This is a genomic window from Frigoribacterium sp. CFBP 13712 (assembly GCF_014842255.1).
Lineage (GTDB): Bacteria > Actinomycetota > Actinomycetes > Actinomycetales > Microbacteriaceae > Frigoribacterium.
Map to the genome: position 1 here is coordinate 531,573 of NZ_JACYVH010000001.1, position 26,404 is coordinate 557,976.

General features: G+C 70.8%; 28 protein-coding genes and 1 tRNA gene. 8 read left to right on the forward strand and 21 right to left on the reverse strand.

What is annotated here, in order from left to right:
• Window positions 1-35: 35 nt before the first annotated feature.
• The 12 genes from rplL to IFT51_RS02455 form a co-directional block, all read right to left on the reverse strand.
• Window positions 36-419 (reverse strand): 50S ribosomal protein L7/L12, encoded by a 384-nt coding sequence (rplL, locus tag IFT51_RS02400; protein WP_192058750.1) that lies wholly within the window; start codon window positions 417-419, stop codon window positions 36-38.
• A gap of 49 nt (window positions 420-468) precedes the next feature.
• Window positions 469-984, reverse strand: coding sequence for a 50S ribosomal protein L10 (gene rplJ, locus IFT51_RS02405; protein ID WP_192058752.1), 516 nt, complete (start codon window positions 982-984; stop codon window positions 469-471).
• A gap of 305 nt (window positions 985-1,289) precedes the next feature.
• Window positions 1,290-2,801 carry a cell wall metabolism sensor histidine kinase WalK gene (locus tag IFT51_RS02410; protein ID WP_197981659.1) on the reverse strand — a complete coding sequence of 504 codons (1,512 nt, stop codon included), beginning with the start codon at window positions 2,799-2,801 and terminating at the stop codon, window positions 1,290-1,292.
• Window positions 2,802-2,866: 65 nt separating this feature from the next.
• On the reverse strand, window positions 2,867-3,625 hold the full coding sequence (locus tag IFT51_RS02415; RefSeq protein WP_192059260.1) for a response regulator: 759 nt from the start codon (window positions 3,623-3,625) through the stop codon (window positions 2,867-2,869).
• A 55-nt stretch (window positions 3,626-3,680) separates the two neighbouring features.
• Window positions 3,681-4,649 (reverse strand): PD40 domain-containing protein, encoded by a 969-nt coding sequence (locus IFT51_RS02420; RefSeq protein ID WP_192058754.1) that lies wholly within the window; start codon window positions 4,647-4,649, stop codon window positions 3,681-3,683.
• 16 nt (window positions 4,650-4,665) lie between these two features.
• On the reverse strand, window positions 4,666-5,679 hold the full coding sequence (locus IFT51_RS02425) for a sugar phosphate isomerase/epimerase (RefSeq protein WP_192058756.1): 1,014 nt from the start codon (window positions 5,677-5,679) through the stop codon (window positions 4,666-4,668).
• Between the two features lie 55 nt (window positions 5,680-5,734).
• Entirely contained in the window at window positions 5,735-6,883 is a 1,149-nt protein-coding gene (locus IFT51_RS02430; protein ID WP_371740648.1) for a Gfo/Idh/MocA family protein, read from the reverse strand.
• Complete coding sequence (locus IFT51_RS02435) at window positions 6,880-7,719, reverse strand: carbohydrate ABC transporter permease (RefSeq protein ID WP_192058758.1); 840 nt, start codon at window positions 7,717-7,719, stop codon at window positions 6,880-6,882. The genes IFT51_RS02430 and IFT51_RS02435 overlap by 4 nt, the downstream gene beginning before the upstream one ends.
• Window positions 7,712-8,710 carry a carbohydrate ABC transporter permease gene (locus IFT51_RS02440; RefSeq protein WP_192058760.1) on the reverse strand — a complete coding sequence of 333 codons (999 nt, stop codon included), beginning with the start codon at window positions 8,708-8,710 and terminating at the stop codon, window positions 7,712-7,714. Before IFT51_RS02440 ends, IFT51_RS02435 begins: the two co-directional genes overlap by 8 nt.
• Before the next feature lie 78 nt (window positions 8,711-8,788).
• Window positions 8,789-10,114, reverse strand: a complete 1,326-nt coding sequence (locus IFT51_RS02445) for a sugar ABC transporter substrate-binding protein (protein ID WP_192058762.1) — start codon at window positions 10,112-10,114, stop codon at window positions 8,789-8,791.
• 215 nt (window positions 10,115-10,329) lie between these two features.
• A complete protein-coding gene (locus tag IFT51_RS02450; RefSeq protein ID WP_192058764.1) occupies window positions 10,330-11,493 on the reverse strand; it encodes a Gfo/Idh/MocA family protein in 1,164 nt (387 codons plus the stop codon).
• Window positions 11,490-12,227 (reverse strand): sugar phosphate isomerase/epimerase, encoded by a 738-nt coding sequence (locus tag IFT51_RS02455; protein WP_192058766.1) that lies wholly within the window; start codon window positions 12,225-12,227, stop codon window positions 11,490-11,492. The genes IFT51_RS02450 and IFT51_RS02455 overlap by 4 nt, the downstream gene beginning before the upstream one ends.
• A gap of 175 nt (window positions 12,228-12,402) precedes the next feature.
• Here IFT51_RS02455 and IFT51_RS02460 point away from each other — a divergent pair, with 175 nt between their 5' ends.
• From IFT51_RS02460 to IFT51_RS02470, 3 genes are all read left to right on the forward strand, one after another.
• A complete protein-coding gene (locus tag IFT51_RS02460; RefSeq protein WP_192058768.1) occupies window positions 12,403-13,593 on the forward strand; it encodes an ROK family transcriptional regulator in 1,191 nt (396 codons plus the stop codon).
• Between the two features lie 111 nt (window positions 13,594-13,704).
• Window positions 13,705-14,418, forward strand: a complete 714-nt coding sequence (locus tag IFT51_RS02465; RefSeq protein WP_243214574.1) for a YqaJ viral recombinase family protein — start codon at window positions 13,705-13,707, stop codon at window positions 14,416-14,418.
• Window positions 14,419-14,586: 168 nt separating this feature from the next.
• On the forward strand, window positions 14,587-15,561 hold the full coding sequence (locus tag IFT51_RS02470) for an NADP-dependent oxidoreductase (protein WP_244636777.1): 975 nt from the start codon (window positions 14,587-14,589) through the stop codon (window positions 15,559-15,561).
• A 19-nt stretch (window positions 15,562-15,580) separates the two neighbouring features.
• On the opposite strand, the gene IFT51_RS02475 is transcribed toward IFT51_RS02470, so the two are convergent.
• The 6 genes from IFT51_RS02475 to IFT51_RS02500 form a co-directional block, all read right to left on the reverse strand.
• On the reverse strand, window positions 15,581-16,117 hold the full coding sequence (locus IFT51_RS02475; protein WP_192058771.1) for a GNAT family N-acetyltransferase: 537 nt from the start codon (window positions 16,115-16,117) through the stop codon (window positions 15,581-15,583).
• A gap of 88 nt (window positions 16,118-16,205) precedes the next feature.
• Window positions 16,206-16,895, reverse strand: coding sequence for a 50S ribosomal protein L1 (rplA, locus tag IFT51_RS02480; RefSeq protein WP_055795799.1), 690 nt, complete (start codon window positions 16,893-16,895; stop codon window positions 16,206-16,208).
• 91 nt (window positions 16,896-16,986) lie between these two features.
• Window positions 16,987-17,418, reverse strand: a complete 432-nt coding sequence (gene rplK / locus IFT51_RS02485) for a 50S ribosomal protein L11 (RefSeq protein WP_055795796.1) — start codon at window positions 17,416-17,418, stop codon at window positions 16,987-16,989.
• 131 nt (window positions 17,419-17,549) lie between these two features.
• Window positions 17,550-18,683, reverse strand: a complete 1,134-nt coding sequence (gene nusG, locus IFT51_RS02490) for a transcription termination/antitermination protein NusG (RefSeq protein ID WP_192058773.1) — start codon at window positions 18,681-18,683, stop codon at window positions 17,550-17,552.
• A gap of 86 nt (window positions 18,684-18,769) precedes the next feature.
• The gene (gene secE / locus IFT51_RS02495) at window positions 18,770-19,051 is read right to left on the reverse strand and encodes a preprotein translocase subunit SecE (RefSeq protein WP_055795792.1); all 282 of its coding nucleotides are present in this window, start codon (window positions 19,049-19,051) and stop codon (window positions 18,770-18,772) included.
• A 98-nt stretch (window positions 19,052-19,149) separates the two neighbouring features.
• Window positions 19,150-19,222: transfer RNA gene (locus IFT51_RS02500), tRNA-Trp, on the reverse strand.
• A gap of 152 nt (window positions 19,223-19,374) precedes the next feature.
• Here IFT51_RS02500 and IFT51_RS02505 point away from each other — a divergent pair.
• The 5 genes from IFT51_RS02505 to IFT51_RS02525 all read left to right on the forward strand — a co-directional run bounded on the left by IFT51_RS02505 (window position 19,375) and on the right by IFT51_RS02525 (window position 24,370).
• Complete coding sequence (locus IFT51_RS02505) at window positions 19,375-20,577, forward strand: pyridoxal phosphate-dependent aminotransferase (RefSeq protein WP_192058775.1); 1,203 nt, start codon at window positions 19,375-19,377, stop codon at window positions 20,575-20,577.
• A gap of 95 nt (window positions 20,578-20,672) precedes the next feature.
• On the forward strand, window positions 20,673-21,593 hold the full coding sequence (locus tag IFT51_RS02510; protein ID WP_192058778.1) for an ABC transporter ATP-binding protein: 921 nt from the start codon (window positions 20,673-20,675) through the stop codon (window positions 21,591-21,593).
• Complete coding sequence (locus IFT51_RS02515; protein WP_192058780.1) at window positions 21,590-22,399, forward strand: ABC transporter permease; 810 nt, start codon at window positions 21,590-21,592, stop codon at window positions 22,397-22,399. The genes IFT51_RS02510 and IFT51_RS02515 overlap by 4 nt, the downstream gene beginning before the upstream one ends.
• A gap of 49 nt (window positions 22,400-22,448) precedes the next feature.
• Entirely contained in the window at window positions 22,449-23,714 is a 1,266-nt protein-coding gene (locus IFT51_RS02520; RefSeq protein WP_192058782.1) for a sensor histidine kinase, read from the forward strand.
• Window positions 23,715-23,716: 2 nt separating this feature from the next.
• The gene (locus IFT51_RS02525; RefSeq protein ID WP_192059268.1) at window positions 23,717-24,370 is read left to right on the forward strand and encodes a response regulator; all 654 of its coding nucleotides are present in this window, start codon (window positions 23,717-23,719) and stop codon (window positions 24,368-24,370) included.
• On the opposite strand, the gene IFT51_RS02530 is transcribed toward IFT51_RS02525, so the two are convergent.
• Genes IFT51_RS02530 through IFT51_RS02540 form a run of 3 tightly spaced genes read right to left on the reverse strand, consistent with a single transcriptional unit; the run spans window position 24,367 to window position 26,344 of the window.
• Entirely contained in the window at window positions 24,367-25,458 is a 1,092-nt protein-coding gene (locus IFT51_RS02530) for a UDP-N-acetylmuramate dehydrogenase (protein WP_371740649.1), read from the reverse strand. The two genes, IFT51_RS02525 and IFT51_RS02530, sit on opposite strands and share 4 nt — an antisense overlap.
• The gene (locus IFT51_RS02535; RefSeq protein WP_192058783.1) at window positions 25,455-25,886 is read right to left on the reverse strand and encodes a MaoC/PaaZ C-terminal domain-containing protein; all 432 of its coding nucleotides are present in this window, start codon (window positions 25,884-25,886) and stop codon (window positions 25,455-25,457) included. Before IFT51_RS02535 ends, IFT51_RS02530 begins: the two co-directional genes overlap by 4 nt.
• Complete coding sequence (locus tag IFT51_RS02540; RefSeq protein ID WP_192058784.1) at window positions 25,883-26,344, reverse strand: MaoC family dehydratase N-terminal domain-containing protein; 462 nt, start codon at window positions 26,342-26,344, stop codon at window positions 25,883-25,885. Before IFT51_RS02540 ends, IFT51_RS02535 begins: the two co-directional genes overlap by 4 nt.
• Between the last annotated feature and the right edge of the window lie 60 nt (window positions 26,345-26,404).

Genomic DNA, 26,404 nt, shown 5'->3' on the forward strand with positions numbered 1-26,404 from the left:
CCTTTCGTGTGAAGCGGTGAAGCGGTGAAGCGGAATTACTTGAGGGTGACGGTGGCGCCGGCAGCCTCGAGCTGGCCCTTGGCCTTCTCGGCGGCTTCCTTCGAAGCACCCTCGAGGACGGTGCTGGGGGCACCGTCGACGACGGCCTTGGCCTCGCCGAGACCGAGGCTCGTGAGCGCACGGACCTCCTTGATGACCTGGATCTTCTTGTCGCCAGCAGCCTCGAGCACGACGTCGAAGGCGCTCTGCTCTTCGACCTCTTCAGCGGCGGCGGCGGGGCCGGCGGCACCGGCGGCGGCCACGGGGGCAGCAGCGGTGACCTCGAAGACCTCTTCGAACTTCTTCACGAAGTCGCTGAGCTCGATGAGCGTGAGCTCCTTGAAGGCCTCGATCAGTTCGTCCTGCGTGAGCTTCGCCATGGTGTTCTCCTTATGGGTTTTCTAAAGTGTGGGTTGGTACGACAGCTGTTCAGCTGTCGCTTTCCTGCTTGGCACGCAGCGCCTCGACCGTGCGAACGGCCTGCGACAGCGGTGCCTGGAACAGGTAGGCAGCACCGAACAGCGAAGCCTTGAAGGCGCCGGCCAGTTTGCCCAGCAGCACCTCTCGGGATTCGAGATCGGCGAGCTGCTTGACCTCGTCTGCCGTGAGCGGGTTACCGTCGAAGTAACCGTTCTTCACGATCAGAGCGGGGTGTGCCTTGGCGAAGTCACGCAGGCTCTTGGCGACGGCGACAGGGTCTCCGTGCACGAAGGCGATCGCAGAAGGTCCGACGAGTTCGTCGTCGAACGAGCTGATTCCGGCGTTGTTCGCCGCGATCTTGCTGAGCGTGTTCTTCACCACGGCGTACGTCGCGTCTGCACTGATGGACTTGCGGAGCTCTTTCAGCTCGGCAACAGTGAGACCGCGGTACTCGGTGAGCAGAACGGCGGTCGAGTCACGGAAGTTCTCCGTGAGCTCGGCGACCGATGCTTCCTTGTTCGCCATGGCTCTCCTAAAACGTGGGTGTGCCGGTAGCCCCCCGGCCTCGAACGCTGCACGCCTCAGGTCTGAGATCAGAGGACTGATCTCGGGTCTGAGGTGTTCAGCACAAAGAAAAAAGCTCCGGCGCAAGCGCACGGAGCTGGATCTCTTCGAGAAGAGGAACGACTTCACACACCTGCGCTGGTCGCTCTCTCTCGAGAACCTTCGGCATCCGTCTGCGAGCAGGCGAACACGACCGGCGGTCTTGGGCTGTGAACAGAGTAGACGCAGGAGGCGCGATCACGCAAGTCGCGCCTCCTGCGCCGGCGTCAGCTCGCGTCGGGCCGAGCGGCGGCCGTCGCGGGGAACGGCAGTCGGATGGTGAAGGCGGCCCCGGCCGGCGAGCTGTCGACGTCGACCCGACCGCCGTGCGCCTGCACCACGGCCTGCACGATCGCCAGGCCGAGACCGGTCGAGCCGGCTTTGCGCGACCGCGAGCTGTCGGCCCGGGCGAACCGCTCGAACAGCACGGGCAGCACCCCGGGGTCGATGCCCGGGCCCTCGTCGGCGACCCGGACGACGGCGGCGCCCGGCTCGACCGAGAGCGTCACGTGCACGCGGGTGCCGTCGGGCGTGTGGGTGCGGGCGTTCGTCAGCAGGTTGGCGACGATCTGGTGCAGCCGCATGCCGTCGCCCGAGACGACCACGGGTTCGTCGGGCACGTCGACGTCGACGTCGTGCGACGGTCCGGCCACGTGCGCGTCGTTCACGGCGTCGAGCACGATGCGGGTCAGGTCGACGTCGGCGAGCACGAGGTCGCGCCCCTCGTCGAGTCGGGCCAGCAGCAGGAGGTCCTCCACGAGCGAGGTCATCCGCAGCGCCTCGGACTCGATCCGCCCCATGGCGTAGACGACGTCGTCGGGCAGATCGGTGTTCATGCGACGGGTGAGCTCGGCGTAGCCGCGCACGGACGCGAGCGGGGTGCGGAGCTCGTGCGAGGCGTCGGCGACGAACTGCCGCACCTTGTTCTCGGACTGCTGCCGCGCCTCCAGCGCTCCGGCGACGTGGCCGAGCATGCGGTTCAACGACGCGCCGACGCGACCGACCTCGGTGCGGGTGTCGGTGTCCTGCTCGTCGACGCGCTCGGCGAGCGCCACCTCGCCGCGGTCCAGCGGCAGCTCGGCGACCCGGAGGGCCGTGTCGGACATCCGCTGCAGCGGCCGCAGCGCCGATCGGACCACGGCGAACGCGATGGCGATCGCGACCGCGAGACCGACGATCGTCACGGCGGCGATGGCGACGACCATGACGGTGATGGTGCGGTCGACGCTGCTGGTGGGCAGACCGACGACGAGATAGGCCGGCGTCGAGCTCGACAGCAGGGTGCCCCGCAGGGCCTCGACCCGGTACGACCCGAGATCGCCGCCGAGGTCGACCGTCATCGCCGGCGTCCGCCCGTCGCCGTCGACGGGGCTCTCGACGACGGCGGCCAGCGAGTCGCCGGATCCTCCGAGGTCGACGGTCTCGAGGTCGCCCCCGTCGGTGATGCGGTAGGCGGCCCGCACCACTCCGTCGACGACCACGGCGGTCACCGTGCCGGGAGCCTGACGCGGTCCGTTGAGCTCGTCGCCGTCGGGCGAGAGGGAGGGTTCGGACGCGCCGCCCTGAGAAGCCGCCCGCGTGGTGGCCCCGGCGAGCTCGCCGTCGAGCTGGTCCATCAGCGACACGCGCAGCACGAGCACGCTGAGCGAGCCGATCACCACGGTCAGCAGCACGACGAGCGCCACGATGCTGAGGATCAGACGCTGCCGGAGGGTGAGGGGGCCGGCGACACCGGGCATGCTCCGCCCCAGGCTCCGCCAGGAATTCCGGAGGCGCGACCCGGTCGGAGAGGGCAGGGGCCGACTCACGAGACGGGCTTGATCACGTAACCCACGCCGCGCACGGTGTGGATCATCGCCTCCTCGCCGGCGTCGATCTTCTTGCGGAGGTACGAGATGTAGATCTCGACGACGCTCGACTTGCCGCCGAAGTCGTAGCTCCAGACCCGGTCGAGGATCTGCGCCTTGCTCAGCACCCGACGCGGGTTCCGCATCAGGAACCGGAGCAGCTCGAACTCGGTCGCCGTCAGCTCGATCTCGCGATCGCCTCGGTGCACCTCGTAGCTCTCCTCGTCGAGCACGAGGTCGCCCACCGTGATGCGCGAGTCGGCGCTCTCACTGAGGGCGGACGCCGAACGACGGATCAGCCCGCGGAGTCGAGCCACGACCTCCTCGAGGGAGAACGGCTTGGTGACGTAGTCGTCGCCCCCGGCGGTGAGCCCCTGCACGCGGTCCTCGACGGCGTCCTTCGCGGTGAGGAACAGGATCGGGGTGTCGTCGCCGCCCTGACGGAGGCGGCCGAGCACCTGGAGACCGTCGATGTCGGGCAGCATCCAGTCGAGCACCATCGCGTCGGGCTTGAACTCGCGGGCGAGCGTCAGCGCGCTCTGCCCGTCGGAGGCGGCCTTGACGTCCCAGCCCTCGTACCGGAGCGCCATCGAGAGCAGGTCGGTGAGGCTGTTCTCGTCGTCGACGACGAGGACTCGGAGAGGCGATCCGTCGGCCCGGGTGAGTCTCGGGGCGGCTGCGGTGGCGGGGGGCGTCGTGGTCACGCTCTCCAGTATCGGGAGATTCCTATGAGCCGACTGTGCAGCGCCGATGGACGAGCCGTGACTCCACTCAGGCGAGGGGGTAGTCGGCGCAGGCGAACCGGGACGAGTCGGGCGACCAGCCGGGCACGTTGACCGTGCCCTGGCCGCCGAACAGCGCGAGGACGTCGTGCGGCGTCGCCCCCGGCTCGGGCAGGCCGTCGCCGCCGCCGAGGGGGAGGGCGCGCAGCACGACGTCGCGGTTCTCGGGGTGACCGAGCGTCCCCGGCTCGAACGAGACGTAGAGCAGCGTCCGGCCGTCAGGCGACACGTGCGGGAACCAGTTCACCCGCTCGTCGTGCGTCACCTGCACCGCCCCCGCGCCGTCGAGACCCGTGCGGAACAGCTGAGCGTGACCGGCGACTCCCCCGGAGGCGCGCTCCGAGTTGAACCACAGCCGGGCGCCGTCGGGAGCGAACTCGGCCCCGTCGTCGGGGTGCTCGTCGTCCGTGACCGGGGTGGCCGCGCCGTCGGACACCGCGACCAGGGCGACGTTCGTGCGCCAGCCGACCCGCGCCTCCTCGGCTCCGGGGTCGGCGACCGGCGCCGGCAGGGCGCCCACGATCACGCTGAGCGTGCCGCCGTCGGGCGAGACCCCGTGCAGGTAGTTCTTGTGGTTGCGCCCCTCGGGGTGCGGACGCGTGACGCGGCGGGCCGACTCCCCCGCGGGCACGCCCTCCCACGGGATCTCGTAGACGTGCCCGTCACGGGCGCTGACGAAGACGACCGACCCGTCGGGCGCGATCACGTGGTCGTTGTTGATCTCGGGCACGTCGCCCATCGGCACGGCCTCGAGCGCGGTCTCGTCGACGGCGCGGGCGTCGACCGGCAGGCGCCAGAGCAGACCGTCGCCGTTGACGACCAGCCAGCGGCCGTCCGGGCTCCAGTTGGGTGCCTCGACCAGCAGGGTGCGGCTCTCGAAGACGGTCTCGGTCTCCCCCGTCGCGGGGTCGACGATCAGCACACGGCAGCGCTGGCCGGGGAGCAGGGTGCGGGGCATGTCGGGGTCTCTCGGGCTACTGGTTCGAGAAGGCGGAGTCGAAGGAGGCGGTGGGCCGCTTCCAGAGGAGCGAGCGGATGTGCGCGAGCGCCTCGGGAGCGCCGTGCAGGCGGTCCATGCCCGCGTCCTCCCACTCGATCGAGATGGGGCCGTCGTAGCCGATGGAGTCGAGGGCGCGGAAGGCGTCCTCCCAGTTCATGTCGCCGTGACCGGTGGAGACGAAGTCCCAGCCGCGCCGGGGGTCGCCCCAGGGCAGGTGCGAGCCGAGCACGCCCGATCGACCCGACGGCGGCTTGATCCGGGTGTCCTTGCAGTCGACGTGGTAGATCCGGTCGGCGAAGTCGGTGATGAAGCCCACGGTGTCGACGCCCTGCCAGAGCATGTGCGAAGGGTCCCAGTTGAAGCCGAACGCCTGACGGTGCTCGATGGCCTCGAGGGTGCGGACGCTCGTCCAGTGGTCGTAGGCGATCTCGCTGGGGTGCACCTCGTGCGCGAACCGGACCCCCTCGGCGTCGAAGACGTCGAGGATGGGGTTCCAGCGGTCGGCGAAGTCCTGGTAGCCGGCGTCGATCACCGAGGCGGGCACCGGGGGGAACATCGCCACGTAGGGCCAGATCTTCGAGCCGGTGAAGCCGACGACGGTGTCGACCCCCATCTTGCGGGCGACGCGCGCGGCGCGCTTCATGTCTTCGGCGGCGCGCTGCCGCACGCCCTCGGGGTCGCCGTCGCCCCAGGTCGAGGGGCGGACGATGGCCTGGTGTCGGAAGTCGATCGGATCGTCGCACACGGCCTGCCCGGTGAGGTGGTTCGAGATCGCCCAGACCTTCAGCCCGTGACGGTCGAGCACCTCCAGCCGCGACCGCAGGTACGCGTCGTCGACGTCCGCTCGCTCGAGGTCGAGGTGGTCGCCCGATGCGGCGATCTCGAGCCCGTCGTACCCCCAGCCGGCCGCGAGCGCGGCGACCTCCTCGAAGGGCAGGTCGGCCCACTGGCCGGTGAACAGGGTGACGGGGCGGGAGCTCTCGGTCATGGGTCCTTCTCGTTCGGGGCGGTCGTCGGTCTCGGCGCGGGTGCGGTCGCCCTGCTCAGGGCACGTCGACCCAGGTGCGGCCGGCCGCCGAGTCGAGCACGGCCTCGGTGACCCGTGCGGCCCGCAGGCCGTCGGCGAAGGTGGGCAGCCCCTCGGGCGCGCCGCCGCGGACGGCGTCGTGGGCGTCGCGGACGAACGCCGCGAAGGCGTCGACGTACCCCATCGGGTGGCCGGCCGGCACGGTCGAGAGCCGTGCGGCGTCGGGCGAGAGGATCGACGCGTCGCGCGGCACCAGGCGTGCGCCCGAGCGGCGGCCGACCCAGAGGGTCTCGGGCTCCTCCTGCGAGAACTCGAGGCTCTCGGCGGTGCCCGACACGTCGAGCAGGAGGCGGTTCTTCCGACCCGGGGCGACCTGCGACACGAAGAGGGTCCCTATCGCACCGCCGAGGGTCTCGAAGACCACCGCGGCCTCGTCCTCCGTGTCGACGCGGGTGCCGCCCCGGCTGTCGTGCGCGCGGTTGGTGGTCGACGTCAGCCGCGCCAGCCGATCGCCGATCACGAACTCGAGCAGATCGACCAGGTGGCTGCCGATGTCGGCGAACGCACGCGACGGCCCGCCGGCCGCCGAGTCGACCCGCCAGTCGACGTCGCCGCTGTCGAGCAGCCAGTCCTGGAGGTACGAGCCCCGCACGCTGAGCACCCGACCGGCCTCGCCCGCCGCGACCCGGGCCCTGGCCTCGCGCACCATCGGGTGGTAGCGGTAGACGAACGGGACGGCGCCGACGAGTCCGCCCGCGGCGGCGGCCTCGACCAGAGCCGTCGCCTCGGCGGCCGAGGTCGCCAACGGCTTCTCGCAGATGACGTGCTTGCCCGCCGCGAGCGCGGCGAGCGCCACCGGGGCGTGCGTCGCGTTCGGCGAGCAGACGTGGACCACGTCGACCCGCGGGTCGCGCACGAGGTCGTCGACCGTCTCGTGCGCGGTGTCCACGCCGAGAACGCCGGCCGCGCGGCCGGCGCTCGAGGCGCTGGACGAGGCGAGGGCGACCACTTGGGCACCGGCCGCCCGTGCCGCGCCGGCGTGGACGCGGGCCATGAAGCCCCCGCCCACGATGCCGACACGGAGCGGTTCGACCGGAGCCGCGCCTCCGGCGGTCTCCCCCTGGAGGGCGAGACCGACCGCCGCGACCTCGCCCGGAGGGGTCACTTCACGGCCCCCGACGAGAGCCCGGTGATCAAGTGTCTCTGCACGAGCATGAAGCCTATGAGAACCGGCAGCGACACCACGACCGAGGCGGCCATGAGCTGGTTCCAGTAGACGTCCTGCTGCGACGCGTAGGCCCGGAGTCCGATCGACAGGGTGCGGGTGTCCTTGCTGGTCAGCACCGAGGCGAAGAGCACCTCGCCCCAGGCGGTGATGAAGGCGTACACGGCGACGGCGATGATGCCGGGCTTCGCGACCGGGATGATCACACGGAACAGGGCGCCGAGGCGACCCGTGCCGTCGATCATCGAGGCCTCCTCCAGCTCTTTCGGGATGGACGCGAAGTACCCCGTCAGCATCCAGATCGAGAACGGCAGCGAGAAGGTCATGTACGTGATGATCAGCCCGAGGTAGCTGCCCGTCAGCTGCACCCCGACCGTGCGCTGGATCTGCACGAAGATGAGGAACAGCGGCAGGAGGAACAGGATGCCGGGGAACATCTGCGTCGACAGGACGACCAGGCTGAAGCTGCGCTGGCCGCGGAACCTCATGCGGGCCAGGGCGTAGGCGGCCAGCACGGCCATCGACACCGACAGGATCGTCGCCGACACCGTGACGATCAGGCTGTTCTTGAAGTACGTCGCCAGGGGCACCGTCTGCCAGATCTGCACGTACGGCTCGAGCGTCACCCGCGAGGGGATCCAGGTGAACAGCCCCTGCACGTCGGCGAGCGGCTTGATCGAGGTCGTGAGCACCACGTAGAGCGGGATGACCACGACCAGCGACAGGAAGGCCAGCCCGAAGAAGCGGAAGATCTTGAAGCCGCGGGTCTCAATCATTGTCGTTCTGTCCCTTCGGGAGCACCATGCGGATGTAGAACGCCGAGGCGATCAGCAGGACCACCAGGAGCATGACGCTCATGGCACCGCCGAGACCGAAGTTCCAGTTGTTGAACGACTGCTGGTAGATCAGCGGCGAGATCAACGTCGCCTGCTCGGGCGACGCCGGGCCGAAGAGCACGTACGGCACGTTGAACTGGTTGAAGATCCAGAGGCTCATGATCAGCAGCAGCACCGCGTTCGCGGGCTTGACCATCGGCAGCGTGATCTGCGTGAACTGCTTCCAGAGGCTCGCGCCGTCGAGGCTGGCGGCCTCGTAGACGTCGCCCGGGATGTTCTGCAGCGCGGCCAGCAGCATCAGGAACGCGAACGGCCAGAACTGCCACGCGGTGACGATGACGATGGCCCAGAACGAGTTGCCGCCGAGCAGCCAGAAGGGGCGGTCCTGCAGGATCCCGAGGTCGTCGACCAGGAACCGGTTGATGGCGCCGTCGCGCTGGTTGAACATGAACGCCCAGGCGATCGTGCCGACGTACGAGGGCAGCGCGTAGGGCACCAGGAAGAGCGTGCGGAGCACGCCGCGGCCCTTGAACGAGCTGGTCAGCAGCACCGCTCCGAGCATGCCCATGCTCCAGGCGATCGCGACGACGATCACGGTGAAGAGCAGCGTCCGTCCGAGCGCTCCGTAGAGCTGCGTGGCGATCGGCGAGCTCGGGTCGAGCGCGGTGACGAAGTTCTGCAGCCCCACGAAGGGGGCGTTGACCCAGTTCGCGATGCTCAGCTGGTTGAGGGTGATGAAGGCGATCCAGATGCCGAGCACCATCGGGACGATGTGGACGAGCAGTTCGGCCAGGGCGGCCGGCGTGACCAGGAGGTACGCCAGGGGTGAGCGGTGCCTCTTGCGTTTCGCGGGCTCGATCGGAGCCAGCTGATGCGGATCGGGCGGCGTGTCCTTCTCGGACGTCGCGGGGGGCAGGACGTTGACGGTCATGAGGGTCCTCTCGGGGCCTCGGCCGGGGCGGCCGGTCGTCGATCGACCGGCCGCCCCGACCTGCAGCGGTGGGACGGGCTACTGACCCGAGCTCATCTGGCTGTTCGCGTCCTCGAGGGCCGACTTCACGTCGTCCTCGCTGACGGAACCGCCCTGGGCAGCGGTGGCGAGGAGTCCCTTGACGGCGGTGCCGACCAGGGTCTCCATCTGTCCCTCCGAGGGGAAGAGGGGCATCGGCTGGGCGTGGTCGGCGAGCGTGACCTGCTTCAGCTTGATGGTCTCCGACTGGAACGCCGGGTCGTCGTACGCGCTGGTGACGACGGGCAGCGAGCTGAACGACTGGTTCAGGTAGACCTGCTCCTCGTCGCTCGTGAGGTGCTTGACGAAGTCGATCGCCGCATCCTTGTTGTCCGAGTTGTCGAAGACGCTGACGTTGATGCCGGCGACGTGGCTCTGCGTGCCGAGCAGGCCTGTCGCGTCGGCGCTCTCCATCGGCACCGGTGCGGCGGCGTAGTCCGTGAAGTCACGGGCGGCGAGGTTCGCGTCGGGCGCCTGGTCGAAGAACATCGCGGCCTGACCGTCGGCGAAGGTCGCCGCCATGTCGGAGCCGTTGACGCTCTCGGCGTCGGAGGGCGAGACGACCTTGTCGACGGCCATGAGGTCGACCCACTGCTTGACGCCCGCGACGACGCCGTCGTTCGCGAAGTCGGGCTCGCCGCTGTCGTCGTAGAGGGCCCCGCCGTTCTGCAGACCCCGGACGAACGCCTGGTGCGAGTTGTTCGAGATGCTCGAGCCCGCCATGGTCACGCCCCACTGGTCGATCTCGCCGTCGCCGTCGGTGTCGATCGTCAGCTTCTTGGCGTCCTCGACGAACTCGTCCCACGTGGCGGGCGGGTCGGTGATGCCGGCCGCCTCGAACATGGCCGTGTTGTAGTACAGCGAGTACGAGAGACCGTAGAGCGGCACCGACGTCGGAGCCTGCCCCTCGGCGCCACCGGTCGCGAAGCTGGACTGCACGAAGCGGTCCTGCCCGCCGACGGCCTCGAGCGGGTCGCCCTCCCACGGGACGAACGCGCCGCTCGACTGCAGCGACACCGCCCACGTGTTGCCGATGTTCAGCACGTCGGGGCCCTCGCCGCTCGACACGGCGGTGAGGATGCGGTTGTAGAGGTCGGACCACGGGATGACCTCGAGCTCGACCTCGACCCCGGTCTCCTCCGTGTAGCGGTCGATGGACTCCTGGAGGATCTCCGCGTCCTTCTCGACCGTGGGGGCCTGGTTGCTGGCCCAGTACGTGATCGTCTTGCTGTCGCCGTCGCCGCCTGAGGCGGAGCAGGCGGTCATCGACCCTGCGGCCACGACTCCTACGGCCAGTGCTGCGATCCAACGGGTCTTGTTCGTCATGACTTCTCCTGGTGTCTCATCTTCGAGATTTCTCTTCTTCGAGTAGGGAAGGTGCTGGTGGTGCTGTGTCTCTGGTGCTGTGTCTCTGGTGCTGTGTCTCTGGTGCTGTGCGTCGGTGGTGCGGTCTGTGGGGTGGGGCGGGGGTGCTGCGGCCCGGGGCCCCGGGTGCCGGTCTCGTCGTCGAGGGGCGCCCGGGGCCGGGCGTCGGTGGCGGTTCAGCCGAGGGTCGCGACCGAAGGGTCCCAGTCCTCCGGCAGCTCGGGTGTCGGTTCGAGGGTCGAGTCGACGACGACGCCCTCGTGGCGATCGGCCGACTCGGCGAGCGAGACCATGACGTCGAGCACGTGGAACGCGAGCTCGCCGGGCACCCGCTCGCGCCGACCGCCGCGGATGGCCTGCGCCAGCTCGGCGACGCCGGTGCCGCGGGTGAAGGTCGATCCGCTCGACGGCACGACCGTCGGCTCGTCGGCGCCGGTGTGCACGAGCGTGTCGCCCTCGAACTCGTTCGGGTCGGGGAACACGGCCGTGCCCTCGGTGCCGGCGATCTCGACGAAGCCCGCACGGGCCAGCTTCGAGTCGAAGCTGAAGACCGCCTGCGCGCTCGCGCCGCTCTCGAACTCGAGCAGCGCGCTGATGTGCGTCGGCACCTCGACGGGGAACACCGTCCCCGCCTTGGGTCCCGAGCCGATCGTGCGGGTGTCGCGCGCCTTCGACGACGTCGCCGTGACCTTCGCGACCGGGCCGAAGACCTGCACGAGCGTCGTGAGGTAGTACGGCCCGACGTCGAACATCGGCCCGGCGCCGTAGGCGAACAGGAACTCGGGGCTCGGGTGCCACGACTCGGGGCCGGGCACCTGGAACAGCGCCAGCCCGGTGAGAGGCGTGCCGATGTCGCCGCGGCGGACGACGCGGAGACCCGTCTGGAGCCCGGCGCCGAGGAACGTGTCGGGGGCCACGGCCACCCGCACGCCGGCGTCCTTCGCCGCGGCGAGCAGTCGCGCCCCGCTCTCGCGGTCGAGCGCGTAGGGCTTCTCGCCCCAGACGTGCTTGCCGGCGGCGACGGCCTTGAGGGCCACCTCCACGTGAGCGGCCGGGATGGTCAGGTTGACGACGATCTCGACGTCGTCGACGGCGAGCAGGTCGTCGACCGATCCGCTGGCCGGGACGCCCCACTTCTCGGCCTGCGCCGCGGCGCGCGCCTCGTCGATGTCGGCGATGAACAGCACCTTCAGATCGGGGAACCGCGTCAGGTTGCCGAGGTACTGGTCGCTGATGACGCCGGCGCCGATGACGCCGACTCCGACGGGCCCGGTCTTCGCCGCGGCGAAGGGGGCCCCCGAGGAGGCGGTGGTCGCGGAGGCCGTGGTCGTGTCGGTCATGCGCGCACCCCGTCCAGGAACGAGTGGCTCTGCTCGAGCGCCGTGAAGACGTCGCCGTTGTGGTCGTCGAGCTCGACGACGGCGAGCGCCTGCGGTGCGGCGCGCAGGATGTCGCGGACGGGCATCGTGCCCCGGCCGACGGCGACCTGCTCGGTGTCGTCCTTCGTCTTCGGACCGTCCTTGATGTGCAGGAACCGCACGCGGTCGCCCAGGCGGGCGAGCAGCTCGGCAGCGTCCACGCCCCCGACCTCCACCCAGTAGGTGTCGATCTCGAGCACGACGTCGGCGGGCAGCGCCGCCGCGAAGACCTCGAGGGCCGGGGTGCCGTCGATGAGGTTCTCGAGCTCGAACGCGTGGTTGTGATACCCCACGGTGAGACCGTGCGCACGCGCCGCCTCGGCGACCTCGCCCAGCTCGGCAGCGACGGCCTCGACGTCTTCGCGGGTGATCCAGCGCGTCTCGTCGATGTGCGGGTCGATGACCGTCGAGACGCCCAGGCGCACCGCAGCCTCGAAGATCGGCTGGAGGTCCTGTCCGACGAGCTTGGCGTGGGCGCTCGGCGCGGTGAGGCCGGCGGCCGGGAGGGCTTCCGCGTACTCGTCGACCCGTTCGACGAACCCCCACGGCTCGACCTGCGTGTAGCCGATGTCGGCGAGGCGCTGGAGGGTGCCGGGCAGGTCCGCCGCGATGGCGTCCCTGACGGTGTAGAGCTGGACCGAGATCGGTGATGTCACCTGATGGACTCCTCTTCGAGTGGTGGCGGCACCGACGGAACCACCCCCGTTCGGGAGTCGATCGCCGGTGATCGAGACTCACCATAGGACCGCTTCTGTCGACGCGCAAGCAAAAGTCGTCGTGAATCGACGAGCTTGTCTCGATCGTCATCTCCGCCTGTGCTTTACTGCTCACATGTCCGACACGACCCGGTCGTCGGCGCTGGGGAGCGCCGGCGCGAGCGAGCTCTTCCAGCTGCTCCGCGACGGTCGGCCGCGGACTCGCGCCGAGCTCGCGACCATGACGGGGCTGGCCCGCTCGACGATCGGCCTGCGACTCGACGCGCTCATCGAGCTCGGTCTCGTCGGCCCCTTCGCCGACGCGGTCTCCACGGGGGGTCGCCCGCCGTCGCGGGTCGCCCTCGTCCCGTCGGCCAGGGTGGTGCTCGGCGCCGACTTCGGGGCGGGGCATCTGAACGTCGCCCTGACGGATCTGATGGGCGACGAGCTCGCCGTGCTGCGCACCGAGATCGACATCGCCGACGGCCCGGTGGCGGGGTTGACGGCCCTCCTCACCGCGGCCGACACGCTCCTCTCGGGCTTCAGCCGCAGTCGGGACGACCTGATCGGCGTGGGCATCGGCCTGCCCGGCCCCGTCCAGTTCGGCACGGGCCGCCCCGTGAACCCGCCGATCATGCCCGGCTGGGACGGCTTCGACGTGCCCGGCTGGATGCGGCGTCACCTCGACGTGCCCGTGCTCGTCGACAACGACGTCAACATCATGGCCCTCGGCGAGCGCGGTCACGCGTTCCCCGACACCGACCACTTCCTCTTCGTCAAGGTCGCCACCGGCATCGGCTCGGGCATCATCTCGGGCGGTCGCCTGCAGCGCGGCGCGCAGGGGATCGCCGGTGACATCGGGCACGTGCAGATCCCCCGCGGCGCGGGCATCGCCTGCCACTGCGGCAACGTGGGCTGCCTCGAGGCCGTCGCCTCGGGGCCCGCCATCGCCCGCGCGCTGCGCGCCTCGGGCCGCGACGTGGCCGGCGGTCGCGAGGTCATCGATCTCGTCCGTCGCGGCGACATCGAGGCGATCCAGGCCGTCCGGCAGGCCGGTCGCGATCTCGGCGAGGTCCTGACCGCCTGCGTCAACGTCATCAACCCGTCGGTCATCGCCATCGGCGGCTCGGTGGCCCAGGCGGGCGAGCACCTCATCGCCGGGGTGCGCGAGATCGTGTACACGCGGTCGATGCCCCTCGCCACCGAGCACCTCAGCATCGTGCAGTCCCGATCGGGCGACCGGGCGGCGATGATCGGGGCGAGCATGCTCGCGATCCACCACGCCCTCTCCCCCGCCGCCATCGACGAGCTCGCCGCCGCGGTCTGACCGCACGAGGCAGGCGCCCGCTCCGAGCGACACGCCCCGACTCCGGCCGACTCCGGCCGACACGGTCTCCGCCGGTTCGATCGAGCCGCCTCGACGAGCGACAATGGAGGCATGACCGTCGTCCAGCCCATGCTCTCCCTGTGGGACGACGACGAGACCGAGCCCGCGCCTCCTCGGCGACTCCGCCTCCCCGCCCACGAGACCCGCGTGCTGGCCGACTCGACCGACCGCATCGCCTGGCTCCGGGCCCGCAGCCAGGGCATCACGGCCACGGACGTGGCCCGCCTGTCGAGCGCGAAGGCCGTGCAGGCGGTCGTGCTCGACAAGATGTACGGCAACGGCTTCGGCGGCAACGCCTACACCGATCACGGTCGTGCGCGCGAGCCCGAGATCGCCCGCTGGGTGCTGCGCGAGCACGGCATCGAGCCCAGCTCGAAGCTGTTCCACGCCGCCGACCAGCGCCGTCACCTCGCGACCCCCGACGGTGTCGCCGTCCGGCCCGACGGCCGGGTCGAGCTCTGCGAGATCAAGACGACCAAGAAGGCGTGGACGAGCATCCCGCGCACGTACCTGCGTCAGGTGTTCTGGCAGCAGTACGTGCTCGGCGCCGAGCGCACCCTCGTCGTCTGGGAGCAGCACCTCGACTTCGTGCCCGTCGACGAGGTGCCCCTCAGCCGCTGGGTCGACCGCGACGACGACGAGATCCACCGCCTCGTCACGCTCGCCGACCACGTGCTCGACACCCTCGCGCGGCAGGCGCCCGTCGACCCCTTCGCGCTCGGTCGCCGCGCGTACGAGCCCCCGCCGTACGACCCGCTGCGCTGACTCCGCGGCCGGGCCGCGCGTTGCTGCTCCGCTCGCCCCGTCGAGACTTCTCCGAGCAGTGACACCGTCGAAACACGTCCGACTCACGGTCGCCCTTTACTGGGGAGGACCCGCGAAGGCCGGCCGTGCACCTGACGTGCACCGCGCCCAGGGGTCCGAGGGAGAGCGATGACGACGACGATGGCGACGACGATGCGCGCGATGGTGATCGACGAGACGGGCGGTGCCGATCGGATCATCGCCCGAGACGTCCCCCGGCCCCGACGGATCGGCAGCGAGGTGCTGATCGAGGTCGTGGCGGCCGGGGTCAACCGCTGCGACGAGGAGGCGCGCGAGGGTCTCGGGGACGGCGTCGCCCCCACCGCGTTCCCCGTCGTACCCGGGCGCGACTTCAGCGGGGTCGTCGTCGAGACGCCGTACGCGGCCCATCCCCTCCGGGTCGGCGACGCCGTCTACGGCATGACCGCGTTCCCCCGAGGAGGCGGCAGCTACGCCCCCTACGTCAGCGTGCCCGCGCAGTCGGTCACCCGCAAACCCCCCGCGCTCTCGCATGTCGAGGCGGCGGGTGTGCCGCTCGCGGCCCTGACCGCCTGGGGCCTCGTCGTCGACCTCGCCAAGGCCCACGACGGCCAGCGCATCCTCGTCCACGCGGGCGCGGGCGGGGTCGGGCACTTCGCCGTGCAGTTCGCCTCGTACTTCGGGGCGCACGTCGTGGCGACGGGTTCGAGTCGGAACTCGGGCTGGCTCCGCGAACTCGGAGCGGCCGAGGTCGTCGACTACTCCGTCTCGGAGTTCGACCGCACGGTGCGGGACATCGACGTCGTGGTCGACCTCCTCGACGACGTCGACGTCGCCAGACGATCGCTCCCGGTTCTCCGACCCGGCGGGCTGCTCGTGCACGCGTCGCCGTCGACCTGGCCCGCCGTCGCCGAGCTGGCGACCGAGGCGGGCGTCCGCTCGACGGGCTTCGCGGTGACCCCCGACGCGGCGACCCTGGCCGTCGTCACGCGCCTCCTCGACTCGGGCGACGTCCGGGTGTACATCGACGACGTCTACGACCTCGCTGACGCGGCGGACGCCCAGCGGAGGCTCGCCCAGGGGCACACCCGCGGCAAGCTGGTGCTGCGCGTCGGCGACGAGTGACCCTGCTGCCGGCCGTGTGTCAGACGGCGCACTCGAGCACGAGGTCGTCGTGCTCGCGACCGCCCACGACGAAGCGCCTCGCACCCACGGTCTCGAAGCCCCGCCCGGCGTAGAACGCCTGAGCGCGCGCGTTCTCGCCGTTGACGCCGAGCCAGACGGACTCGGCGCCATCGGTGGCGGCGGCCTCGAAGACCGCGGCCATCATGCGCGCCGCCACGCCCTGCCCGTGCCGGTCGGGCATCACGTAGAACTTGCTCAGCTCGACCGTGGGCCGGGCCGTCACGGCTGACGCGACGTCGGCGTCGGACGGCTCGCCCTCGATCAGCATCGCGTAACCGACGACATCGTCGATCTCCTCGTCGACGGCGACGAGGAGGGTCCGCGCGGGGTCGTCCAGGTACTCGGCGAACCGCTCGGCGCTGAGGGTCGTGGTGACGAACCGGGCGATCTCGACGAGGGGCGTGCCGGGAGGGCAGGCGAGAGGGAACGTGACGGCTGCGACGTGCGCGAGCGGTCGGACGTCGGGAGCGGCGGCGAGGCGGATGGAGACGGTCACCCGGCCATCGTGCCAGGGGACGACGAAGGCCGCCCCGCTCGAGAGCGGGACGGCCTGTCGTGACGATCGGTGTGATCGAGGCTGAAGCCTAGAAGACGTTGATGTCGAGGGGGATGCCGGGACCGAAGGTGGTCGACAGCGTGCCCTTGGTGATGTAACGGCCCTTCGAGGACGACGGCTTGAGGCGGACGACCTCGTCGAGCGCGGCGTCGAGGTTGGTGTTCAGCTGCTCTTCCGAGAAGCCGGCCTTGCCGATGACGAAGTGCACGTTGGAGTGCTTGTCGACACGGAACTCGATCTTTCCGCCCTTGATGTCGTTCACGGCCTGGGCCACGTTCGGCGTCACGGTGCCGGTCTTCGGGTTGGGCATCAGACCGCGCGGGCCGAGGACCTTACCGAGACGACCGACCTTGCCCATGAGCTCGGGGGTCGAGACCGCGGAGTCGAACGACGTGTAACCGCCGGCGACCTTCTCGATGAGCTCGTCGCCACCGACCTCGTCGGCGCCGGCGGCGAGAGCCGCCTCGGCTGCCGCACCGGTCGCGAAGACGATGACGCGGGCGGTCTTACCCGTGCCGTGCGGCAGGATGACCGTGCCACGGACCATCTGGTCCGCCTTGCGGGGGTCGACGCCGAGCTTGAGCGCGACCTCGACGGTCGAGTCGAACTTCTTCGAACCGGTCTCGCGAGCGACGGCGACGGCCTCGCTGGTGCTGTAGAACTTGCCTGCCTCGATCTTCTCGGCAGCGGCGCGGTACGCCTTGGACTTCTGAGCCATGCGGAAATCTCCTGATTTCGAGAGTGTGGTTACGAGCCTGGCCGGCTCTCCCACGGATGTCTGGGGTGGTGGGGTGCCCGGGGGCGAGTGCTTACGCGTCCACCGTGATGCCCATGGAACGGGCGGTGCCGGCGATGATCTTCGCCGCGGCGTCGATGTCGTTGGCGTTCAGGTCGGCCTGCTTGGTGGTGGCGATCTCGCGGACCTGGTCCATGGTCAGCTTGCCGACCTTGTCGGTGTGCGGGGTGCCGGATCCCTTGGCGACGCCGGCCGCCTTCTTGATGAGCTCCGCCGCGGGCGGGGTCTTCAGGATGAACGTGAACGAACGGTCTTCGTACACGGTGATCTCGACCGGGACGACGTTGCCGCGCTGCGACTCGGTCGCGGCGTTGTATGCCTTGCAGAACTCCATGATGTTCACGCCGTGCTGACCCAGGGCCGGGCCGATGGGCGGGGCGGGGTTCGCGGCGCCGGCGTTGATCTGAAGCTTGATCAGACCCGTGACCTTCTTTTTCGGTGCCATTCTTCTTTTCCTTCTTGTGGGTGTCGAGCCGGCTGCGGTCGCAGTCCGCTCTCCCGGTGGCCCGCTGGCGGACTCCGGTGATCTGTCGGCGTGGGGTGGTCCGCCCGGAGGCGCACCACGTCACGGAGGTGTTAGAGCTTGGTGACCTGGTCGAAGCTCAGCTCGACCGGTGTCTCACGCTCGAAGAGCGAGACGAGCACCGTGAGCTTGCCGCTCTCGGGTTTGATCTCGTTGATCGTACCGGGAAGACCGGCGAACGACCCCTCTTTGATCGTGATCGTCTCGCCGATCTCGAAATCGACCTCGGCGGGGATGACGCGCTGGGCCTGCTTGCCGCCCTTGGCGCCGCCCTTGACGGGTGCCGGGGTCGTGTCGATCTGCACGAGGCTCTTCAGCATGTTGAAGGCCTCCTCGAAGCGCAGCGGCGTCGGGTTGTGGGCGTTGCCCACGAAGCCGGTGACACCGGGTGTGTGGCGGACGACCGACCAGCTGTCTTCGTTGAGATCGATGCGCACCAGCACGTAGCCGGGGATCCGCACACGGGTGACCAGCTTGCGCTGCCCGTTCTTGATCTCGACGACGTCCTCCATGGGGACCTCGACCTGGTAGATGTAGTCCTCCATGGTCATGGAGACCATGCGGTTCTCGATGTTCTGCTTCACGCGGCGCTCGAAGCCGGCGTAGCTGTGGATGACGTACCACTTGCCGGGCTTGCCGCGCAGCTCGGAGCGGAACTCCTCATAGGGGTCGACCTCGACGGGCTCGGCCTCGTCGTCGGTGGCGACGTCGTCGCCGTCGAGCACCTCGTCGCCGAACGCGGCCTGCGCGTCGGCGTCCTGGACGGACTGCTCGGCCTCGGCGACGACCACGTCGTCGGACGAGGGGTCGATCTCGACGTCGGCGTCGGCGGTGACCACGGTGTCGGACTCGACCGCGGCGTCTTCGGCCTCGGTCTCGGCCTCATCGTCGGTCGCCTCGACGGCGGCCTCCGCCTCGGCGGCGTCGTCGATGTCGAGAGCGTCGTCGACGATGGCGTCGGCCTCGGGGTCGCGGGCCTCGGCCAGCGTGTCGAGCAGACCATCGAGGTCGTCGGTGCTGTCGGTGCCGGCCTCGCCGTCGTCGACGACCGTGATGGCCTCGCTCTCGGCGGGCTCGACGGAGTCCTCGTCGGCGGCCAGCGTGCCGCCCTCTTGGGCCTCTTCGACCTCGGAGGACTGCTCCGCAGCGGTGGCGAGATCGATGTCGTCGCGCTCGTTGTCAGGCAAAGGGTTCTACTTCCGTTCGTGGGGTTCGGATCGGCTGGCCGTCGGGCGGGGCCGGATCGCGTGTGGCGTCAGGAGCGACGCCGGACTCAGCTGCCGGTGGGGCCGTTGCCGAAGACGTAGCCGACGACGATGCCGAACACCGTGTCGAGACCGCTGACCAGCGCCATCATGATGACGACGAAGACGAGCACGACGCCCGTGTAGCTGAACAGCTCTTTGCGGGTCGGGGTGACGACCTTCTTGAGCTCGTTGATCACCTGCCGGATGAACAGGGCGATCCGGGCGAAGGGACCGCGACGTGCCGCGGTGTCTTTCTTCGCCTTGTCGACGACGTCCTCGCTGGGAACGTCAACGTCTTTTCTCGCCACTGTGGGTACCTTCCGAGCTCGGCCCGCAGGCCTGTGTCCGTGATTCGGACCGTCGCGCTGAAACCTGCTGGATCAGTCGCGACGGCCCGACCGGGCTGCAGGGCGGACAGGACTCGAACCTGCAACCTGCGGTTTTGGAGACCGCTGCTCTACCAATTGAGCCACCGCCCTTCGGTGTCGATGCCAAGCCCCCACCACCTGAACAACGGCGATGAGCGACGCCGTGAGGCGCGCAAAAGCTTGGCGATCATCGACCGCCTCGACAAGTGTAGGCGACCGCCCGGGCCGGTGTAAAGCCGAGGCCGCGGGCTAGGCTGGCGGGCGTGACCACGCCAGCGCGCCGCCTCTCGTCCCGCATCGCCTCCATCGCCGAGTCCGCGACCCTGAAGGTCGACGCCAAGGCGAAGTCCCTCGTCGCCGCAGGGCGTCCGATCATCAGCTACGGCCCGGGCGAGCCCGACTTCGCCACCCCCGACCACATCGTCGAGGCGGCGGCGGCGGCGGTTCGCGACCCCCGCAACCACCGGTACTCGGCGGCCGCCGGTCTGCCCGAGCTGCGCGAGGCCATCGTCGCCAAGACGCTCCGCGACAGCGGCACGACGGTCACGACCTCGCAGGTGATCGTCACCAACGGCGGCAAGCAGGCCGTCTACCAGGCGTTCCAGGCGCTTCTCGACGACGGCGACGAGGTCCTGCTGCCGGCCCCGTACTGGACGACCTACCCCGAGGCCATCGCCCTCGCCGGCGGGGTGCCGGTCGAGGTCTTCGCGGGGGCCGACCAGGGTTACAAGGTGACCGTCGACCAGCTCGAGGCCGCCCGCACCGAGCAGACCAAGGTGCTGCTGTTCTGCTCGCCGTCGAACCCCACGGGGGCCGTCTACTCCCCCGCCGAGGTCGAGGCCGTCGGCCGCTGGGCCCTCGAGCACGGCGTCTGGGTCGTCACCGACGAGATCTACCAGAACCTCACCTACGACGGGGTCGTCGCGACCTCGATCACGCAGGCCGTCCCCGAGCTGGCCGACCAGACGATCCTCGTCAACGGCGTCGCGAAGACCTATGCCATGACCGGCTGGCGGGTGGGCTGGATGATCGGCCCGACCGACGTGATCGCCGGTGCCGCGAATCTGCAGTCGCACCTGACCTCGAACGTGTCGAACGTGTCTCAGCGCGCCGCGATCGCCGCACTGACCGGCTCGCAGAGCGCGGTCGAGGCGATGCGCGCCTCCTTCGACGCCCGTCGCGCGACGATCGTGCGCGAGCTGAACGCCATCGAGGGTGTCGTCACCCCGACCCCCGAGGGCGCCTTCTACGTCTATCCCGACGTCACCGGTCTGCTCGGCCGCGAGTGGAACGGCGTCACGCCCACCACCTCGCTCGAGCTCGCGGACCTCATCCTCGAGCAGGCCGACGTCGCCGTGGTGCCCGGCGAGGCGTTCGGGCCGAGCGGCTACCTGCGGCTGTCGTACGCGCTCGGCGACGACGAGCTGCTCGAGGGCGTCCGACGCCTGCAGCGCCTCTTCGCCTAGCACGGCGCCGAGCGACGAGGGGTCGTCCGATCGGACGACCCCTCGTCGTCCGATCCACCCTGGTACGCCGGTCGTCGACGGCGCACTCTGGTGACATGACCTCAGAACCCGTCGTGCGTGTGCGCGACCTCACGAAGAGCTACGGCGCGACCAGGGCCCTGCAGGGCGTCTCGTTCGACGTCGAACCGGGCGAGACCCTCGGGCTGCTCGGCCCGAACGGCGCCGGCAAATCGACCACCATCGAGATCCTCGAGGGCTACCGGGACCGCACCGGCGGCGACGTCTCGGTACTCGGCGTCGACCCGCGCCACGGGGGGCTCGACTGGAAGGCCCGGCTCGGCATCGTGCTCCAGAGCTCGGGCGACCAGGGCACCGCGACCGTCCGCGAGCAGATCGCGCACTTCGCGGGCTTCTACCCCCGGCCCCGCGACGTCGACGAGGTGCTCGTGGCCGTCGGGTTGGAGCACAAGGCCGACGCCCGCATCCGCTCGCTGTCGGGCGGGCAGCGTCGACGCGTCGACGTCGCCCTCGGGGTCGTCGGCCGACCCGAGCTGCTGTTCCTCGACGAGCCGACCACCGGTTTCGACCCCGAGGCCCGGCGTCAGTTCTGGCAGCTCATCCGCTCGCTGTCCTCCGACGGCACGAGCATCGTCCTGACGACCCACTACCTCGACGAGGCGGCCCAGCTGAGCGACCGGGTCGCCGTGGTGACCGGCGGCCGGCTGGTCGCCCTCGGGCGACCGGACGAGCTCGGCGACGAGGAGGCGCGCACGCCCCGGGTGAGCTGGCTCGACGCCGACGGACGGCACGAGGTCCGCACGACCGAGCCGGGCGCTCTGGTCGCCCGTCTGCACGCCGACGGCGGCGAGCCGCGGTCGCTCGAGGTGATCCGGCCGTCGTTGGAGGACGTCTATCTCGACCTGGTGGCGCGAGCGGAGCAGGAGGCCGGGGGCGTCGAGGAGGCGCGGGGCGCGACCGACGGACACCGCGCCTCCTCGGCGGGGGTGACGTCGTGAGGACCCTCGCGCTCGGCGCGAGCCGCACGCGCTACGAGGTGCGCGCCTACTTCCGAGCCGGCGACACCGTGTTCTTCACGTTCCTGTTCCCGATCGTGATGCTGGCGATCTTCTCGACGGCCTTCAGCGCGTCGGGGTCGTTCGGCACCCGGGCCGACGGCAGCGAGGTCGGCGCCGCGGCGTTCTACCTGCCCGGCATGATCGCGGCGGGCATCCTGCTGTCGGGCGTGCAGAATCTCGCGGTCGACATCGCTCTCGAACGCGGCGACGGCACCCTCAAGCGCCTCGCGGGCACGCCTCTGCCGGTCGCCTCGTACTTCGTCGGCAAGCTGGGCCAGGTGCTCGTCACGAGCCTGCTGCAGGTCGCCCTGCTCGTGCTCGTCGCCCGCCTGCTGTTCGGTGTGCCGCTGCCCGCCGACGCCTCGTCGTGGGCGACCTTCGCCTGGGTGTACCTGCTGGGCATCGCCACGTCGGCGCTCGTCGGCATCGCTCTGTCGCGGGTGCCCCGCAGCGGCAAGAGCGCCACGGCGGTGATCGTGCCGATCACCCTCGTGCTGCAGTTCATCTCGGGCGTGTACCTGCCCTTCACCCAGCTGCCCGAGTGGCTGCAGAGCGTGGCGTCGGTGTTCCCGCTGAAATGGCTGGCCCAGGGCATGCGCAGCGTGTTCCTGCCCGACACGTTCGCGGCGGCCGAGGCCGGCGGCTCGTGGGACCTCCCGGGGGTCGCGCTCTGGCTGGCCGTCTGGCTCGTGGCCGGCGCCGCGGCCTCGGTGCTGACCTTCCGCTGGATCAGGAAGGACACGTGACGGGTGCCGGGGTGACCGGGCCGGCGTGGCGGGCGCTAGCGTGACGGGCATGGACAGAGGCCGCAGCGACGCCGAGCAGGCCGCCCCGGCGGGCACCGCGATCTCGATGCGGTGGTGGGACGCGGGCCTGGGTCTCACCGTGGTCGTCCTGGCCGTGCTCGGCTCGTCGTCGGACCGGCCGACGGGGGCGTCCCTCGCGGTCGTGGCGGGGCTCGTGGTCGTCTGGGTCGCCGTCGTCCGCCCGGTGATCCGCCGCGACGACGGGCTGCTGTCGCGATCGGCGGTCGTCGCGGCCTCGGCCGTCGTCGCGGTCGGCGGAGCGGCCGTCGCCACCACGCCCGGGTTCGCCGCCGTGCAGGCGTTCCTCATGCCGACCCTGTGGACCCTCATGCCGACGATCCGTTCGGCGATCACGGCGAACGTCGCACTCTGCCTGGCGATCTCGACCGGCTTCGTGATCAGTCTCGGCTGGTCGCCCGAGACGCTGGCGACCGTGGTGACCAGCGAGGCCCTCTCGCTCGTCTTCAGCATCGCGCTCGGCCTCTGGATCACCACCATCGCCCGGGTCGGGATCGAGCGCGGCCGCCTGCTCGACGAGCTGCGCGAGGCCCAGGCCGAGCTGGCGGCGCGCAACCGCGACATCGGCGGCAGCACGGAGCGCGAGCGGCTCGCCCGCGAGATCCACGACACCATCGCGCAGAGTCTCACCGGCGTCGTCATGCTGACTCAGCGCACGCGTCGCACGCTCGCCGAGGGCGATGTCGACGGGGCGCTCGACCGGCTGACCACGATCGAGTCGGCGGCGCGGGAGGCGCTCACCGAGGCGCGCACGCTCGTCGCGGCCACCGCCTCCTCGGGACTGACCGGTCACGACGTCGCCGCAGCCGTCGAACGCGTCGCCGAGAGATTCCGCCGCGAGAGCGGCGTCGACGTCTCGGTGCGGGTCGAGGCGGTCGACCTGCCGCGCGACCTGCAGGTCGTGCTGATCAGGGTCGTGCAGGAGGCGCTGGCCAACATCCGCAAGCACAGTGCGTCGCCCACGGCTCGGGTCGTGCTCTCCGCCCGGCGCGGCACGGCGGAGCTGAGCGTCGCCGACGACGGGCGCGGCTTCGACCCCGAGTCGCCCTCCACCGGCTTCGGGCTGCCCGGTCTGCGCGAGCGCATCGCACTCGCCGGCGGATCGTTCTCGATCGCCAGCAGCCCCTCGGGCACGACCATCACGTGCGGGCTGCCGGTCGAGGGGGCCGCGGCCGCCCCGGCGTCGCCCCCGGCGGTCGACGCTCGGCCCGCCTTCGCCGGGGAGGTCCCGTCGTGACGGTGTTCCGGACGCTGGTCGCCGACGACCATCCGATCGTCCGCCAGGGCGTCGCGGCCCTGCTGGGGGCGACCGACGACTTCGACGTCGTCGGACAGGCGAGCGACGGGCTCGAGGCCGTGGCCCTCGCCGCCGCTCTGCAGCCCGATCTGGTCGTCATGGACCTCCGCATGCCGGGCCTCGACGGCGTCGCCGCGACGGAGGCCGTGCTGGCGGCGAGACCGACCACGCGCGTGGTCGTGCTGACCACCTACGAGACCGACGACCACCTGCTCTCGGCGATCGAGGCGGGTGCGAGCGGCTATCTGCTGAAGGCGTCTCCGGAGGACGAGCTGCTCGCCGGGCTGCGTGCCGTCGTCGCGGGTCAGGTCGCCCTGGCGCCGGCGCTGGCCGCGCGTCTCGTGGGTTCGGCCCGCCGAGGGCCCACCCCGGGCGCCCGAGACGACAACCCGCTCAGCCCCCGCGAGACCGAGGTGCTGACCCTGGTCGCGGCGGGCTGCTCGAACCCCGAGATCGCCCGACGGCTGTTCATCGGCGAGCCCACCGTCAAGACGCACCTGGTGCACGTCTTCGGCAAGCTCGGCGTCGGCGATCGCACCCGCGCCGTGACCCTGGCGATCGAGCGGGGCTACCTGCCGAGCGACCGGCGGGGCTAGATCGCGAGGCCGAGGAGCACGGGCTCGGGGTGCAGCACGACTCCGAACTCGGCCGTCACCCGCTGCTGGACGAACCGTGCGAGCTCGACGACCTCGTCGCCCGTCGCCGCGCCCCGGTTCGTGATCGCCAGCGTGTGCTTCGACGAGATGGCGGCTCCGGAGCCCGGGAGGCGGAAGCCGCGACCGATGCCGGCGTTCTCGATCAGCCAGGCGGCGCTGAGCTTGACCGCCCCCGTGCGTGCCGGCGGCGGCGCGGCCGGCTCTTCACCGAGGGGAACGACGCGGGGCTCGGCGTCGGGTTCGAGTCGCCATCGCGGAGCGTCGGCAGGCAGCTCGGCCGCGACGGCCCGCGAGACGATCGGGTTCGTGAAGAAGGAGCCGCTCGAGGCGGTGTCGCGGTCGGTCGCGTCGAGCACCATGCCCTTGGCGGCACGCAGCGCCAGGACGCTGGCCCGTACGTCGGCGACGGACACCCGGGCGCCGAGCTCGACCCCGAGGGCCTTGGCGAGCTGCGGGTAGGCGACCTGCTCGCTGACGCCGCCCTCATCGACGAGGGCGAACTCGACGGCGGTGACGACACCGCGTCGCCCCTTCTTGAAGACGCTCGTGCGGTAGCCGAGCTCGAGATTGGCGGCCGGGATGCGCACGAACTCGCCGGATCCGTCGTCGAGGAAGTCGACGGCGACCAGGGTCGATGCGACCTCCTGGCCGTAGGCGCCGATGTTCTGGATCGGCGACGCCCCGGTCGAGCCGGGGATGCCGCTCAGGGCCTCGAGACCCGACAGCCCCTGGTCGACGGTGGCGGCGACGAGATCGTCCCACGGTTCGCCGGCGGCCACGCGGAGGTGCACGAGGCCGTCGTCGGAGGCCACCCGGTCGACGCCCCGCGTCGCGACACGGACGATCGTGCCGTCGAACGGCTGGTCGGAGGCGACGGTGTTCGACCCACCGCCGAGCACGAACCACGGCTCGCCGTCGGCCGACGCGTCTCGCACGGCGGCGAGGAGCTCGTCGGTGGTGGTGGCCTCGACCAGGCGAGCGGGCGTGCCGCCCACCTGCATCGTGGTGAGCTCGGCGAGGGTCGTCACGCCAGCGTCACCACGACCTGGGCCTTGCCCAGGACGGTCTTGTCGGCGTAGGTCACGGTGAGGTCGACGCGCGCGGTGCCCTCCGCCTCGTCGAGGCGGGCGATGATCGCGGTGACGGCGATCTCGGCGCCGACGACCGGGTCGACGACGACGGGTCGCGTGAAGCGCACCTGGTACCCGCTGACCCAGCCGAGCACCCCGGCGTCGTCGCCCGAGCCCTCGAGCCACTCGACGACGGGTTGGACGGCGGTGCCCATGGTGAGCATGCCGTGGGCGAGCACGCCCGGCAGCCCGACCGACGCGGCGACGTCGTCGCGGTAGTGGATCGGGTTGAAGTCACCCGACGCCCCGGCGTACCGCACCAGGGTGTCGCGGGTGACGAGGTACCTCTTGTCGGCGACGACCTGGCCGACCGCGAGCCCGCTCACGAGTCGGACCCGTCGTCTTCGGGGCGGACGACGAGCGTCGACACGGCGGTGACGACGTGAGCGCCGTCGGCGTCGACCATGTCGGACGACGCGGTGACCATCGAGTTGCCACCCAGCGTCTTCACGCCGGTGACCGTGAGGGTCGCCGTCAGCTCGTCGCCGGCGACGATCGGCCGGGAGAGCGAGAAGCTCTGCTCGCCGTGCACCACCCGCGAGAAGTCGATGCCCGCGTCGGGCTCGGCGAGCAGCTGGGCCAGCGTGGCCTCTTGGACGACGACGGCGAAGGTGGGCGGTGCCACGACGTCGGCGTGACCGGCGGCGCGGGCGGCCTCGACGTCGAGCGACAGCGGACTCGTCGAGCCGGTGGCCCGGGCGAATTCGCGCACTTTCTCTCGGCCCACCAGGTACGGCGGCGCCGGCGGGAAGACCCGCCCTGACAACTCGGGATTCACAGACACGCCGACGAGTCTAGCGAGCGGGGTACGCGAGCGGGCCGGTGTCGGTGGCACGGCGTACGG